This is a genomic window from Haemophilus sp. HN_Hi10 (assembly GCF_049821985.1).
Taxonomy (GTDB): domain Bacteria; phylum Pseudomonadota; class Gammaproteobacteria; order Enterobacterales; family Pasteurellaceae; genus Haemophilus; species Haemophilus influenzae_D.
Genome location: NZ_CP187495.1, coordinates 1,247,581 through 1,261,161, shown reverse-complemented (window position 1 = coordinate 1,261,161; position 13,581 = coordinate 1,247,581). Strand labels below are relative to the sequence as shown.

The following is a 13,581-nucleotide window of genomic DNA, read 5'->3' as shown; positions in this document are numbered from 1 at the left end:
ATATCCTAATTAATGAATGTTTTTTGCAAACACACGCACATTTGAAAAACCATTTTCTTTCAAATATAAGGCCTGTAATTTGCTCATCACACCACGTTCACAATACAACACGTAATTTTTACTTTGATCAAGACTACCAAATTGAGAGGAAAGTTTGTAGAACGGCATTTGAATGACTTCATGTGCATCCGATTTAAATGGATTTTCATCCGTTTCTTCTGGGCTACGAATATCTAAAATCACTTCATTTTCGCCTAATATAGAAATTGCCTCGACTTCCACGACTTCTTTTTCTGTTTCTTCTGCGATCTGGCGAATATCTAAATATTTCGCATTTTGCACCGCACTTTCAAGAATCTCAAAATTAAAATGCCCTTCTTCTGTAACAATTTTCTCGCGAACAGCTTTGATCGTAGGATTTTTTGAAATCACACCACAAAATTCAGGCATAGATTTTGCAATATCGTCAGTGCCAATTTCTTTCGCCATCGCAATAATTTGTTCTTTATCGTGCGTAATTAACGGGCGTAATACTAAGGTACCAGAGGCTTCATCAATCAAGCGTAAATTGGTTAAAGTTTGGCTAGAAACTTGTCCTAATGCCTCCCCTGTCACAATCGCTTCAATATTAAAACGTTGAGCGACTTTACTTGCGGCTCGCACCATCATCCGTTTTAATACAACACCCATTTGACCGTTATCGACTTTCTCTAAAATCTCACCGACAACTCCCTCAAAGTTAATCGCAATAAAGCGCACTTTATGTGAAGCGCTATAGCGTTGCCAAATATGATAAGCCATTTGTTTAACGCCAATTTCATGGGCTGCGCCGCCAAGATTAAAGAAACAATAATGAACTCGGGAACCACGACGAATCAACATATAACTCGATACGCCAGAATCAAATCCCCCAGAAATCAAAGAAAGCACATCCTCTTGCGTACCAATCGGATAACCGCCAATCCCTGCGTGACGTGCTTTAACTAACATCATTTTGTCATCTTCAATATCAATACGAACAGTCACATCTGGATTTTTCAACCGCACTTTTGCGCTTTCAATATGTTGATTTAATCCACCGCCGATATAACGTTCTGCTTCAATCGAACTAAATTTATGTTTTCCCTTACGTTTTACTCGAACGCAAAAGGTTTTGCCTGGAAGTTGTTGCGCGACATCAGCAAGCGTCAATTCAAAAATATGATGTAAATCGGTAAACGGTTTTTCTTCAACTTCTAAAAAATGATGAATACCAGGAATACGTTGTAACAAGGCGATTAATTCTTCACGATTTTCTTCATTTTTTGACCGCACTTCAATGTAATCCCAGTGACGTACAACTGCAGTTTCTTCATCATATTTCTGTAAAATATTGCGGATATTAGAAGTTAAAATTTTTGCGAAACGTTTACGCACAGTTTCGCTCTTAATCATAATTTCAGGAAAAAGTTTAACGATAAATTTCATATAAATAGCTTAGGTATTTCTTGGGTATTTAAAGTAGCGAGTATTTTACGCAAAGATAGTGAAAAGTCCACTGGTCCTAGCTTGAAATAATTTTTTAACAACTCAAGTAAAATACAGTACAATGACAAGCAATTTTTACCGTGAAAAAGGACGATTAAATGGCGCGTAAACCTGCATCTTCACAAGATTTTGAAACAACGTTAGCGCAGTTAGAAAATATTGTTACACATTTAGAAAATGGCGATCTACCGTTAGAAGAAGCATTAAAAGAATTTGAACAAGGTGTGCAACTCGCTAAGTTAGGACAAGAACGTTTACAACAAGCAGAACAACGCATTCAGATCTTATTGCAAAAAACAGAAGATGCTCCACTGAATGATTATAAAGGGAATGATTATGAAGGGAATGCTTAATGGGTCACTTTTCTGAAGAATTACAACAGGTTCAAAATCGTATTAATCACTTTTTAGAAGCTCAATTTGAGGGCATTGAAAGTCATAATGCACCTTTGCTTGACGCGATGAAATACGCATTATTACTTGGTGGTAAACGAGTTAGACCTTTTTTGGTTTACGCAACTGGTCAAATGCTTGGCGCAGAGAAACAAACCTTAGATTACGCTGCTGCTGCCATTGAAGCCATTCACGCCTATTCCTTAATTCACGATGATTTACCTGCGATGGACGATGACAATCTACGTCGTGGACATCCTACTTGTCATATCCAATTTGATGAAGCTACAGCTATTCTTGCGGGCGATGCACTACAAAGTTTCGCATTTGAAATATTAACCAAAACTCCGAATATTTCTGCTGAACAAAAACTGGCTTTAGTTCAAATTTTAGCTCAAGGCTCAGGCGTACAAGGAATGTGCTTAGGGCAAAGTTTAGATCTTATTTCTGAACATAAACAAATTAGTTTAAGCGAATTAGAATTAATCCATCGTAACAAAACGGGCGCGTTGCTAATTGCCGCATTGAAATTAGGTTTCATTTGTTCTCCGCATTTTACCGACAAAAAGTTAGAACAATCCTTAACACAATATGCGGAAGCCATTGGCTTAGCCTTTCAAGTTCAAGATGATATTTTAGATATTGAAGGCGATAGTGCAGAAATTGGCAAACAAGTCGGCGCCGATCTTGATTTAGATAAAAGTACATATCCAAAATTACTTGGGTTAAGTGGCGCAAAACAAAAAGCACAAGATCTATATCAAAGTGCTTTGTCTGAATTAGAAAAAATTCCTTTTAATACGACCGCACTTCGTGCATTAGCTGAATTCATTATTACTAGAAAAAGTTAAACACTCACAAAAGTGCGGTCAAAATTTATAACGTTTTTAAAATGACTAACAATATGAACAATTATCCTCTTTTATCTTTAATTAATTCTCCAGAAGATTTACGTCTTTTAAATAAAGACCAGCTACCACAACTCTGCCAAGAATTACGTGCTTATCTTTTAGAATCAGTTAGTCAAACTAGCGGGCATTTAGCATCAGGTTTAGGCACGGTGGAACTGACTGTTGCACTACATTATGTGTATGAAACACCATTTGATCAGTTAATTTGGGATGTTGGACATCAAGCTTATCCACATAAAATTTTAACGGGTCGCCGAGAGCAGATGTCCACAATTCGTCAAAAAGGCGGTATTCATCCTTTCCCTTGGCGTGAAGAAAGTGAATTTGATGTATTAAGTGTTGGTCACTCCTCCACGTCTATTAGTGCGGGATTAGGTATTGCAGTCGCTGCAGAACGAGAAAATGCAAGTAGAAAAACAGTATGTGTCATCGGTGACGGCTCAATTACGGCGGGAATGGCATTTGAGGCATTAAATCACGCAGGCGCATTGCATACAGATATGTTAGTTATTTTAAATGATAACGAAATGTCTATTTCAGAAAACGTTGGCGCATTAAATAATCATCTTGCGCGTATTTTCTCTGGCTCTCTCTACTCTACACTTCGTGATGGCAGTAAAAAAATCCTTGATAAAGTTCCTCCAATCAAAAACTTTATGAAAAAAACCGAAGAACATATGAAAGGTGTAATGTTTTCGCCAGAAAGTACATTATTTGAAGAACTCGGTTTTAATTATATTGGCCCAGTGGACGGCCATAACATTGAGGAATTAGTGGCAACACTTACGAATATGCGTAATCTGAAAGGCCCGCAATTTTTACATATAAAAACAAAAAAAGGTAAAGGATATGCGCCTGCAGAAAAAGATCCGATTGGTTTCCACGGCGTACCAAAATTTGACCCAATCAGTGGCGAATTACCCAAAAACAATAGTAAACCAACTTATTCGAAAATTTTTGGCGATTGGCTATGCGAAATGGCAGAAAAAGATGCCAAAATTATTGGTATCACACCTGCAATGCGTGAGGGTTCAGGTATGGTAGAATTTTCCCAACGCTTCCCAAAACAATATTTTGACGTAGCAATTGCAGAACAGCACGCTGTCACTTTTGCTACAGGACTTGCAATTGGCGGATACAAACCTGTTGTCGCAATTTACTCGACATTTTTACAACGTGCTTACGATCAATTAATTCACGATGTTGCCATTCAAAATCTCCCTGTGCTATTTGCGATTGATCGAGCGGGAATAGTTGGCGCAGATGGTGCTACACACCAAGGGGCATTTGATCTCAGCTTTATGCGTTGTATTCCCAATATGATTATCATGACACCAAGTGATGAAAATGAATGCCGTCAAATGCTCTATACAGGTTATCAATGTGGCAAACCAGCGGCAGTGCGTTATCCTCGCGGAAATGCCGTTGGTGTAAAACTTACTCCTTTGGAAATGCTACCTATCGGTAAATCACGTTTAATTCGAGAGGGTCAAAAAATTGCGATTTTAAACTTTGGTACCCTGTTACCATCTGCGTTAGAAGCATCAGAAAAACTCAATGCAACAGTTGTCGATATGCGTTTTGTAAAACCGATTGATATTGAAATGATTAATGTGCTTGCTAAAACTCACGATTATTTAGTCACATTAGAAGAAAATGCAATTCAAGGTGGAGCGGGATCAGCTGTGGCAGAAGTACTAAATTCATCAGGAAAATCAACCGCACTTTTACAAATTGGTTTACCAGATTATTTTATTCCCCAAGCGACACAGCAAGAAGCATTGGAAGATTTAGGATTGGATACAAAAGGCATTGAAGAAAAAATTATCAACTTTATTGCAAAACAGGACAATTTATAAAAATAAACGCGATGATAATTTCATCGCGTTTTTTCTTAATCCACAATTCTTAAATGGGAAACTGATTTTGTTTTCTTTTTTTCTTCTCGTTTTTTAGGCTTATCTACTGCTTCATAAAAACCTGTTGGTTGTTCAGTATCTGGCTCGATGTTAAGTTCATCATAAATTTCCTCAGGTTCAAACATCACGCCATCGCCATTCTCACGAGCATAAATCGCAAGCGCTGCGCCCATTGGAATATACAATTCACGAGAGACACCTTTAAATCGGGCATTAAACTGGATGAAATCATTTGTAAGTTGTAAATTACCCGTAGCATTAGAAGACAAGTTTAATACAATCTGTCCATCTTTTACATATTCGACAGGAACATTCACGCCCAAGTAAGTCGCATCAACAACTAAATAAGGCGTGAAACTATTATCTACTAGCCAATCATAATAGGCGCGTAATAAATAAGGGCGCTTAGGGGAAGCTTTGTATTCCATTACTTATCATCCATTAAATTTTTTGGTGCAGCCTCACCTACAGACTGCAAAAAAGAATCGCGTGTAAACACACGTTCCATATAAGCTTTAATTGCTTTACTTCCTGTGCCTGTAAATTCCACACCTAAATGTTTTAATTTCCATAATAATGGTGCAACATAGCAATCAACCAAACCAAATTCTTCATTCATAAAATAAGGCATCTGCTGAAAAATTGGTGCAATCCCTAATAATTCTTCTTTTAACTGTTTTAATGCTGAAATTTTTTCTTTTTCTGTACCGTTTTCTGCTTTTTCAAGGGTTGGATACCAATCTTGTTCAATACGTAACATTAAAAGTCGATCTTTAGCACGAGAAACAGGATACACTTGCATTAATGGAGGATGTGGAAAACGTTCATCAAGATATTCCATTATGATGCGTGAATTAAATAATACGAGATCACGATCAACCAACGTAGGCACAGTGCCGTATGGATTTAATTCCATTAAATCTTCTGGTAGTGCTTGCAAATCAACCTCTGCGTTTTCATAAAGCACACCTTTTTCAGCCAAAACAATTTTTACCTGATGGCAATAAATATCATCTTTATTTGAAAAAAGGGTCATTACTGAACGTTTATTTGATGCGCTGGACATTTATTCCTCCGAAGATCCAAAAATATTCTAGGTTTTTAAGGGGCAATATTCTACCATAAAGCATTACCTATTTGCCAATATAATCTTTTTTATTGTTTTATAATCAATAAGTTAGAGTAACTCAAATAATAAAAAAGCAGAGATTTCTCTCTGCTTTTCTTTTTCGAAACGAAAATAAAAATTAACGTTTTGAGTATTGTGGACGACGACGTGCTTTGTGTAAACCCACTTTTTTACGTTCTACGCGACGTGCGTCACGAGTAACGAAACCAGCTGCACGAAGTGCTGGGCGTAATGTTTCATCGTATTCCATCAATGCACGAGTGATACCGTGACGGATTGCACCCGCTTGACCAGAAATACCACCACCTTTAACTGTGATGTATAGATCTAACTTATCAGTTAATTCAACCAATTCTAATGGCTGACGTACTACCATACGCGCTGTTTCGCGACCAAAGTAAACATCCAATTCACGTTGGTTGATAGTGATTTTACCACTGCCCGGTTTGATAAATACACGAGCTGAAGAGCTTTTGCGGCGACCTGTGCCGTAGTTTTGATTCTCTGCCATTTTCTAAACCTCGTGATTAAATATCTAATACTTGTGGTTGTTGTGCAGCGTGTTGGTGTTCAGCACCTGCATACACTTTTAATTTACGGAACATTGCACGGCCTAATGGACCTTTTGGCAACATACCTTTAACCGCAATTTCAATCACTGCTTCAGGACGGCGAGCGATCATTTCTTTGAAAGTCGCTTGTTTAATACCACCTACATAGCCAGTGTGCCAGTAGTAAAGTTTATCTGTTTCTTTACGACCAGTTACTGCCACTTTGTCTGCGTTGATAACGATGATGTAATCACCAGTATCTACGTGTGGAGTGTACTCAGCCTTGTGTTTACCACGAAGACGACGTGCTAATTCAGTCGCTAAACGACCTAAAGTTTTACCTGTCGCATCTACTACGTACCAGTCGCGTTTAACCGTTTCTGGTTTTGCTACAAAAGTTTTCATTAATTAATTACCAAAAATTAGTTTGATACCCAGTGTTCTTATGAACACAACCATTAATCTTAATCATCACCCCTTCGAGTGTGATCTCGATAAAATAATGTACGATGGGAATTCGCACATTTACAGGGTCGGCGTATTATACTCGTTTTTTCATAAAATGCTAATTTTTTACACTAAAAAATAAATCTATTGTATTTATTTAACACGCATTTATCTTTCTATCTTTCTATAAAAATACACAAAAAAATTACCGCACTTTCTTTTTCGTTGTAAAATGGGATAAATCATTGCTAACAAAAGTGCGGTAGTTTTGGGTACGTTTTGATCTAAAAATTAGTTATTATTGAACAATCATTATCCATTTATTGAATTATTAATAATAATCATACTTTTAATGAATAAATTGAAATTGACTCATATTAAAACCTATTTTATTGTACAAATACTATTTTAGAATCCTAAAGGAAGCCTTATGAGCTACGCGAAAGAAATTGATACATTAAATCAACATATTGCAGATTTTAATAAAAAAATTAATGTCTCTTTTGAATTTTTTCCTCCTAAAAACGAAAAAATGGAAACCCTTCTATGGGATTCAATTCATCGTTTAAAAGTCTTAAAGCCTAAATTTGTGTCAGTCACTTACGGCGCAAATTCGGGAGAACGTGACCGCACTCACGGCATTGTGAAAGCCATTAAACAAGAAACGGGCTTAGAAGCCGCACCACATTTAACTGGAATTGATGCCACACCTGAAGAATTAAAACAAATTGCGAGAGATTATTGGGATAGTGGTATTCGCCGTATTGTTGCGTTACGCGGTGACGAACCTAAAGGTTACGCGAAAAAACCATTTTATGCGTCAGATCTTGTGGAATTACTCCGTTCTGTCGCTGATTTTGATATTTCTGTAGCTGCTTATCCTGAAGTTCATCCAGAAGCAAAATCCGCACAAGCAGACTTGATTAATTTAAAACGTAAAATTGATGCAGGTGCAAATCACGTGATTACGCAATTTTTCTTTGATATTGAAAACTACCTGCGTTTTCGTGATCGTTGTGCATCAATTGGTATTGATACTGAAATCGTACCCGGTATTTTACCTGTTACTAATTTTAAACAACTCCAAAAAATGGCATCATTCACTAATGTGAAAATTCCAGCGTGGTTAGTTAAAGCCTATGATGGTTTGGATGATGATCCAACTACACGTAATCTTGTAGCAGCAAGTGTTGCAATGGATATGGTAAAAATTTTATCTCGTGAAGGCGTAAATGATTTCCACTTTTATACATTAAATCGTAGTGAATTAACTTATGCTATCTGTCATATGTTAGGTGTAAGACCTTAATTATCACAATAATATATTTCTTTTCAAACACAAAATAAGGGCGATATTTCGCCCTTATACAAAACTAAAAAAATTCAACCGCACTTCGTTATTTTACTAATTCAGTTTGCATATACATTAATCGATCTATATTCGTTAAATAATGCCCTAATTCTTGTTCTTCGGGTTTATGTAAATAAGGAATTTTACCTAAAAGCGGCGCATCAATATGTTCAACAAGCAAATCAACAATTTCTGCATAATGGCTTAATAATGGATTAATTCGATTCGCTATCCAACCTAATAAAGGCACACCTAACTGTTGGATAACCTTTACCGTTAATAAAGCGTGATTTACACAACCATCTTTAATTCCAACTACAAGTACTACTGGCATTTTTCGTTGAGTAATCCAATCTGCAAAACTTTTTCCTTCTGCCATTGGTGTCATTAAACCAAAAGATCCTTCCACCACAACAGATTGATAAGTTTGATTCAAACGCGTTAAATCACAATTAATTTTATCTAATTTAATCCGCATTTTATCTTGTGTGAGCATTGGTGCACAGTGACTAAAAGTATAGCTATTAATATCCTGATAAGACACATTTTCTTTTGTTGAATTCATCAGCGTTAATACATCAGCATTTACGAAATTATCATAATCAGATGTATTTTCTGACTGAGCAACAGGATAAATACTCTCTTCCCCACAACAAGCAATGGGTTTATAGCCGACAACTTGCACGCCCTGCCCTTGCAAGGCTTGAATCATTGCGCGCGCTACTGTTGTTTTTCCCACATTCGTATCTGTCCCTGCGACAAAAAAGCTACTCATTTTTTCTCCTTTAAAAAGTGCGGTGGATTTTAAAGGAATTTTTTATTTAATAATTTGAGATAACGCAAATTTTCACTTTTTTATCTTAGAAATAGACAAATTATTTGATCTCACTCAAGCTATAAAATAAACCATCATCTTGTTTTGCCATTTGTAAATAAAATCCTTGGCGTTTAATTGTTTCTAATACTTCATTACAATCTACATTGTGTAATGCTTTACGCCCAAGCAGATTAAACATCATTACTAATTCTGGTTTACCAAAATGTTCGAGTAAAACGCTGGGAACTGAAGAAAAATCCTCTCTATTGGCAACATAAAGGTAACTTCCTAACTTCTTTTTACTTTTATAAATGGCACATAACATATTTAATTTCCCAAAATAAAAATCCGCACATTTTACGTGCGGATTGTAATTTATTATTTCCTATTTTTGAACTGTGGCTAAAAATTCTTTACGTGTATCTCTATCTTCCAAAAACACCCCACCATAAGCAGATGTGACAGTATAACTATTTGTATCTCTAATACCACGCGCTTTCACACAGAAATGGGTCGCTTTCACATATATCGCGACATCATCGGTTTCAAGAATGGTTTGAAATGCTGTCAAAAGTTGTTCAGTTAAGCGTTCTTGAACCTGTGGACGTTGCGCAAAAAACGAGACAATTCGATTAATTTTAGAAAGACCAATCACCCAATCTTTTGGATAATATGCCACACAAACTTTACCATCAATCGTCACAAAATGATGTTCACAAGTGCTTGTTAGTGTAATGCCATTCACTTGCACCATTTCGCTGACTTTCATCTGATTTTTGATTTTCGTCATTTTAGGAAAATTGGCATAATCCATTCCACTGAAAATCTCATCAATAAACATTTTAGCCAAACGATTTGGCGTTTCTTCCAAACTATCATCTCGCAAATCTAATCCAATCAGCTTCATCACTTCATTCATATGTTTTGCAATGTTTTCTCGGCGTTCATTTTTAGCCTGTGTTGGATCAATCATTGGTGTTTCAATGCCTTTCTCAATCAAGGCATTTCTTACATTCAGTGCATCCAGTGAAATTTTGCTCATAAATAGTCTTTCCTAAAAAAATAATCGGCTATTCTAGCAAAGGATAATAGGATGGTAAAATGATAAAAATTGCAAATTTGAATGAATAAGTCTTTAGAGATAAAATACCGACTTATTTTATTAAATAAGGATTTTCTATGCTTACATTGGATCAAGCTCGCTCGAAAATGCTCGAACAGATTCCCTTCCCAACTCAAACTGAAAGCCTAAATTTACAAGAAGCCGCCAATCGAATTTGTGCAGAAGATATTATTTCGCCTATCAATGTTCCCTCTTTCGATAATTCAGCAATGGATGGTTATGCTGTACGTTTATCGGATTTACAACAATCCTTAACCCTTTCAGTGGCAGGAAAATCTTTTGCAGGTAATCCATTCCAAGGGGAATGGCCATCAAAAAGTGCGGTCAGAATTATGACTGGTGCGATGATTCCTGAAGGCGCAGATGCCGTGATAATGCAAGAGCAAGTGACACTCAATGAAGACGGTACCGTCACTTTTAGTGAATTGCCTAAACCAAGCCAAAACATCCGCCGTATTGGAGAAGATGTAGAAAAAGGCGATGTGGTATTAGCACAAGGTGCACCTCTCACCCCTGTTTCCTTGCCATTATTAGCCTCTTTAGGCATTGCAGAAGTAAAATGCTATCGTCAATTAAAAGTCGGCGTACTCTCAACTGGCGATGAACTTGTGGAAGTCGGCAAGCCATTACAAAGCGGACAAATCTATGACACTAACCGTTTTACCGTAAAATTACTGCTAGAAAAACTAAACTGTGAAGTCATTGATTTAGGGCTATTACCTGATAACGAAGCTGAATTTGAAAAAGCATTTATTGTCGCACAAAGCCAAGCCGATTTAGTGATTACCAGTGGCGGTGTTTCCGTTGGTGAAGCGGATTTCACTAAAGCGGTATTGGAAAAAGTAGGTCAAGTAAATTTCTGGAAAATTGCAATCAAACCGGGCAAACCATTCGCTTTTGGTAAATTAGAAAACGCTTGGTTCTGTGGTTTACCCGGTAATCCTGTTTCTGCATTAGTGACATTTTATCAACTTGTTCAGCCACTCATTGCTAAACTTCAAGGCCAAAAACAATGGAAAAATCTACCGCACTTTTCAGCCATTGCCACAATGAATTTGAAAAAAACAGTGGGACGTTTAGACTTCCAACGGGGTTTTTATCACATCAATGAACAAGGTCAAATTGAAGTACAATCAGTGGGATTCCAAGGATCTCATCTCTTTAGCACTTTTGTAAAAAGCAATTGTTTTATCGTTTTAGAACAAGAACGAGGCAATGTCACTGCAGGGGAAACAGTGACAATTGAGCCTTTCAATCATTTATTAGGATAACAAATGATCGAGCTTAGTCACGAAGAAGAATTGCGTTATAACCGTCAAATTATTCTTAAAAGCATAGATTTTGATGGGCAAGAAAAACTCAAAGCAAGCAAAATGTTGATCGTTGGGCTTGGCGGCTTAGGTTGCGCAGCCAGCCAATATCTCGCAGCGGCAGGCGTTGGCAATTTAACGCTGTTGGATTTCGATACTGTTTCTCTTTCGAATCTTCAGCGACAAGTCTTGCACTGCGATGCACGCTTGAATATGCCCAAAGTAGAATCAGCTAAAATTGCACTGGAACAAATCAATCCACATATAAACATTGAGACGATTAATGCTAAGTTAGACGAAGAAAAACTCGCAGAGATCATTCCGCACTTTGATATTGTTTTAGATTGTACAGACAATGTAGAAATCCGTAATCAATTGGATCGCCAATGTAATAATGCAAAAATCCCTCTGATTTCTGGCGCCGCGATTCGGATGGAAGGTCAGGTTTCCGTTTTCACTTATGAACCGAATACACCCACTTATCGTGATCTCAGCAAATTATTTGGGCAAAATGTATTAAGCTGTGTGGAAGCAGGCGTGCTTGCACCAATCGTCGGCATTGTGGGAAGCATTCAAGCCTTAGAAGCAATTAAAGTGCGGTTAAAAACCGGTAAGAATTTGTGTGGACGCTTATTGATGATTGATGGTTTTTCGATGAATATTCGAGAAATTAAGCTTCCAACCAATGTGGAATAAAACGCTTAAAAGAGAAAAAATTTAACCGCACTTTTATTAACCATAACCTTTACGACAAAACACTATGACAACAGAAATTAAAAAACTTGATCCAGATACAGCCATTGATATTGCTTACGATATTTTCTTAGAGATGGCTGGAGAAAATTTAGATCCTGCTGATATTCTTTTATTCAACCTACAATTTGAAGAACGCGGTGGTGTGGAATTTGTTGAAACTGCCGATGATTGGGAAGAAGAAATTGGTGTACTAATTGACCCAGAAGAATACGCTGAAGTATGGGTGGGCTTAGTCAATGAACAAGATGAAATGGATGATGTATTTGCTAAATTCTTAATTTCTCACCGAGAAGAAGATCGCGAATTTCATGTTATTTGGAAAAAGTAACGATAAAGTAAAAATAAGGGAAATCAGCTGATTTCCCTTTTTCTTTTCGCTTAAAATTAACAAGCCATCAAATTGGAAAACTTGAGAAAAAAACTAACAACAACGGCGGTAATAAATTCGTTACCATACCAAAAGAAATGGCGATAGGCGTCACTTCAATTCCACCTGATTTCTGAATAATCGGCAATGTACAATCTAATGCCGTTGCACCTGTAATTCCAATAGCTGTAGAACGATAATGTTGCATAAACAGTGGAATTAAAAATAAGCTCAAAATTTCGCGTGATAAATCATTGAAAAAAGCAATACTGCCCTGCATCGGTCCCCAAGCATTTGTCAGCACGACGCTTGATAAAGAATACCAACCAAATCCCGATGAAAAGGCTAAACCTTGGGTAATCGGCATACTTAGAAAAAATGAAGAAATAATGCCACCAATTAAAGAACTTAGGGTAAAAATTGCTCCCATCATTAAGCCTTGCTTATTTAATAAAACTTCTTTCAAGGAAATTCCGTTATTACGAAGCTGAATCCCGACAAAAAAGATCAATGCAATAAGCACGTAAAGATTAGAGGCATTTGGGAAATGCAACCAATCATTGCACAACCAACCTAAAACAATGCCGATAATCACCGCACTTAATAATTTAATTGAGTCCACTAACGAATGCCAACGAGATGGCAATTCTCCCTGTAAGTAATTAACAGGCTTAGGCAAAGTGCGGTCATAAATAGCCAAGCCTACGATATTACAAGTCAAAATAATAGCCGATAGCCCTAAAGCGGTCATACCAATAATTGGCAATTTTTGTTCTAAATGCTCTAGCTGACCAAGCATAAACCCCATCATAAATAAAATGATGTAAAGCAATAACATCACAATTTTATTAATGAATGCCAACGCATTTTGATTCTGTATTTTAACTAAGTAACCCAACATCATCGGCACAAGTACGATAAGCAATCCGTTAATAATTTCTTCCATTATTTTCCTTTTTGTAGATCACTGCACTTTATTTA

General features: G+C 36.8%; 16 protein-coding genes. 7 read left to right on the top strand and 9 right to left on the bottom strand.

Annotated elements, in window-relative coordinates; all coding sequences use genetic code 11:
* Positions 1-9: 9 nt before the first annotated feature.
* Positions 10-1,467, bottom strand: coding sequence for a tRNA uracil 4-sulfurtransferase ThiI (gene thiI / locus ACPT8Q_RS06210; protein ID WP_050949160.1), 1,458 nt, complete (start codon positions 1,465-1,467; stop codon positions 10-12).
* 158 nt (positions 1,468-1,625) lie between these two features.
* On the opposite strand from thiI, the gene xseB reads away from it, so the two are divergent.
* Genes xseB through dxs form a run of 3 tightly spaced genes read left to right on the top strand, consistent with a single transcriptional unit; the run spans position 1,626 to position 4,689 of the window.
* Positions 1,626-1,880, top strand: coding sequence for an exodeoxyribonuclease VII small subunit (xseB, locus tag ACPT8Q_RS06205; protein WP_005656614.1), 255 nt, complete (start codon positions 1,626-1,628; stop codon positions 1,878-1,880).
* A complete protein-coding gene (gene ispA / locus ACPT8Q_RS06200) occupies positions 1,880-2,770 on the top strand; it encodes a (2E,6E)-farnesyl diphosphate synthase (RefSeq protein WP_050949159.1) in 891 nt (296 codons plus the stop codon). The genes xseB and ispA overlap by 1 nt, the downstream gene beginning before the upstream one ends.
* Before the next feature lie 41 nt (positions 2,771-2,811).
* A complete protein-coding gene (gene dxs / locus ACPT8Q_RS06195; RefSeq protein WP_050949158.1) occupies positions 2,812-4,689 on the top strand; it encodes a 1-deoxy-D-xylulose-5-phosphate synthase in 1,878 nt (625 codons plus the stop codon).
* Between the two features lie 35 nt (positions 4,690-4,724).
* On the opposite strand, the gene ACPT8Q_RS06190 is transcribed toward dxs, so the two are convergent.
* The 4 genes from ACPT8Q_RS06190 to rplM form a co-directional block, all read right to left on the bottom strand.
* The gene (locus ACPT8Q_RS06190; protein ID WP_050949157.1) at positions 4,725-5,177 is read right to left on the bottom strand and encodes a ClpXP protease specificity-enhancing factor; all 453 of its coding nucleotides are present in this window, start codon (positions 5,175-5,177) and stop codon (positions 4,725-4,727) included.
* Positions 5,177-5,815, bottom strand: a complete 639-nt coding sequence (gene sspA, locus ACPT8Q_RS06185; RefSeq protein WP_050949156.1) for a stringent starvation protein SspA — start codon at positions 5,813-5,815, stop codon at positions 5,177-5,179. The genes ACPT8Q_RS06190 and sspA overlap by 1 nt, the downstream gene beginning before the upstream one ends.
* Positions 5,816-5,996: 181 nt before the next feature.
* Positions 5,997-6,389 (bottom strand): 30S ribosomal protein S9, encoded by a 393-nt coding sequence (rpsI, locus tag ACPT8Q_RS06180; protein WP_005631594.1) that lies wholly within the window; start codon positions 6,387-6,389, stop codon positions 5,997-5,999.
* A gap of 16 nt (positions 6,390-6,405) precedes the next feature.
* Entirely contained in the window at positions 6,406-6,834 is a 429-nt protein-coding gene (rplM, locus tag ACPT8Q_RS06175) for a 50S ribosomal protein L13 (RefSeq protein WP_005628896.1), read from the bottom strand.
* A gap of 472 nt (positions 6,835-7,306) precedes the next feature.
* On the opposite strand from rplM, the gene metF reads away from it, so the two are divergent.
* Positions 7,307-8,185 carry a methylenetetrahydrofolate reductase gene (gene metF / locus ACPT8Q_RS06170; RefSeq protein WP_005650448.1) on the top strand — a complete coding sequence of 293 codons (879 nt, stop codon included), beginning with the start codon at positions 7,307-7,309 and terminating at the stop codon, positions 8,183-8,185.
* An 88-nt stretch (positions 8,186-8,273) separates the two neighbouring features.
* Here the strand turns inward: metF and bioD are convergent, their stop codons facing one another.
* The 3 genes from bioD to folE all read right to left on the bottom strand — a co-directional run bounded on the left by bioD (position 8,274) and on the right by folE (position 10,086).
* The gene (bioD, locus tag ACPT8Q_RS06165) at positions 8,274-9,002 is read right to left on the bottom strand and encodes a dethiobiotin synthase (RefSeq protein ID WP_005660349.1); all 729 of its coding nucleotides are present in this window, start codon (positions 9,000-9,002) and stop codon (positions 8,274-8,276) included.
* Positions 9,003-9,102: 100 nt separating this feature from the next.
* Positions 9,103-9,369 carry a YcgL domain-containing protein gene (locus ACPT8Q_RS06160; protein WP_005688423.1) on the bottom strand — a complete coding sequence of 89 codons (267 nt, stop codon included), beginning with the start codon at positions 9,367-9,369 and terminating at the stop codon, positions 9,103-9,105.
* Between the two features lie 60 nt (positions 9,370-9,429).
* Positions 9,430-10,086 carry a GTP cyclohydrolase I FolE gene (folE, locus tag ACPT8Q_RS06155; RefSeq protein ID WP_005688422.1) on the bottom strand — a complete coding sequence of 219 codons (657 nt, stop codon included), beginning with the start codon at positions 10,084-10,086 and terminating at the stop codon, positions 9,430-9,432.
* A gap of 137 nt (positions 10,087-10,223) precedes the next feature.
* On the opposite strand from folE, the gene moeA reads away from it, so the two are divergent.
* The 3 genes from moeA (at position 10,224) to ACPT8Q_RS06140 (ending at position 12,561) form a co-directional block, all read left to right on the top strand.
* Positions 10,224-11,438 (top strand): molybdopterin molybdotransferase MoeA, encoded by a 1,215-nt coding sequence (gene moeA / locus ACPT8Q_RS06150; RefSeq protein WP_050949155.1) that lies wholly within the window; start codon positions 10,224-10,226, stop codon positions 11,436-11,438.
* 3 nt (positions 11,439-11,441) lie between these two features.
* Positions 11,442-12,173 carry a molybdopterin-synthase adenylyltransferase MoeB gene (gene moeB, locus ACPT8Q_RS06145; RefSeq protein WP_050949154.1) on the top strand — a complete coding sequence of 244 codons (732 nt, stop codon included), beginning with the start codon at positions 11,442-11,444 and terminating at the stop codon, positions 12,171-12,173.
* A gap of 64 nt (positions 12,174-12,237) precedes the next feature.
* Entirely contained in the window at positions 12,238-12,561 is a 324-nt protein-coding gene (locus ACPT8Q_RS06140; protein WP_005628170.1) for an HI1450 family dsDNA-mimic protein, read from the top strand.
* 67 nt (positions 12,562-12,628) lie between these two features.
* Here the strand turns inward: ACPT8Q_RS06140 and ACPT8Q_RS06135 are convergent, their stop codons facing one another.
* Positions 12,629-13,546: a lysine exporter LysO family protein gene (locus ACPT8Q_RS06135; RefSeq protein WP_050949153.1), complete on the bottom strand. Its 918-nt coding sequence runs from the start codon at positions 13,544-13,546 to the stop codon at positions 12,629-12,631.
* Between the last annotated feature and the right edge of the window lie 35 nt (positions 13,547-13,581).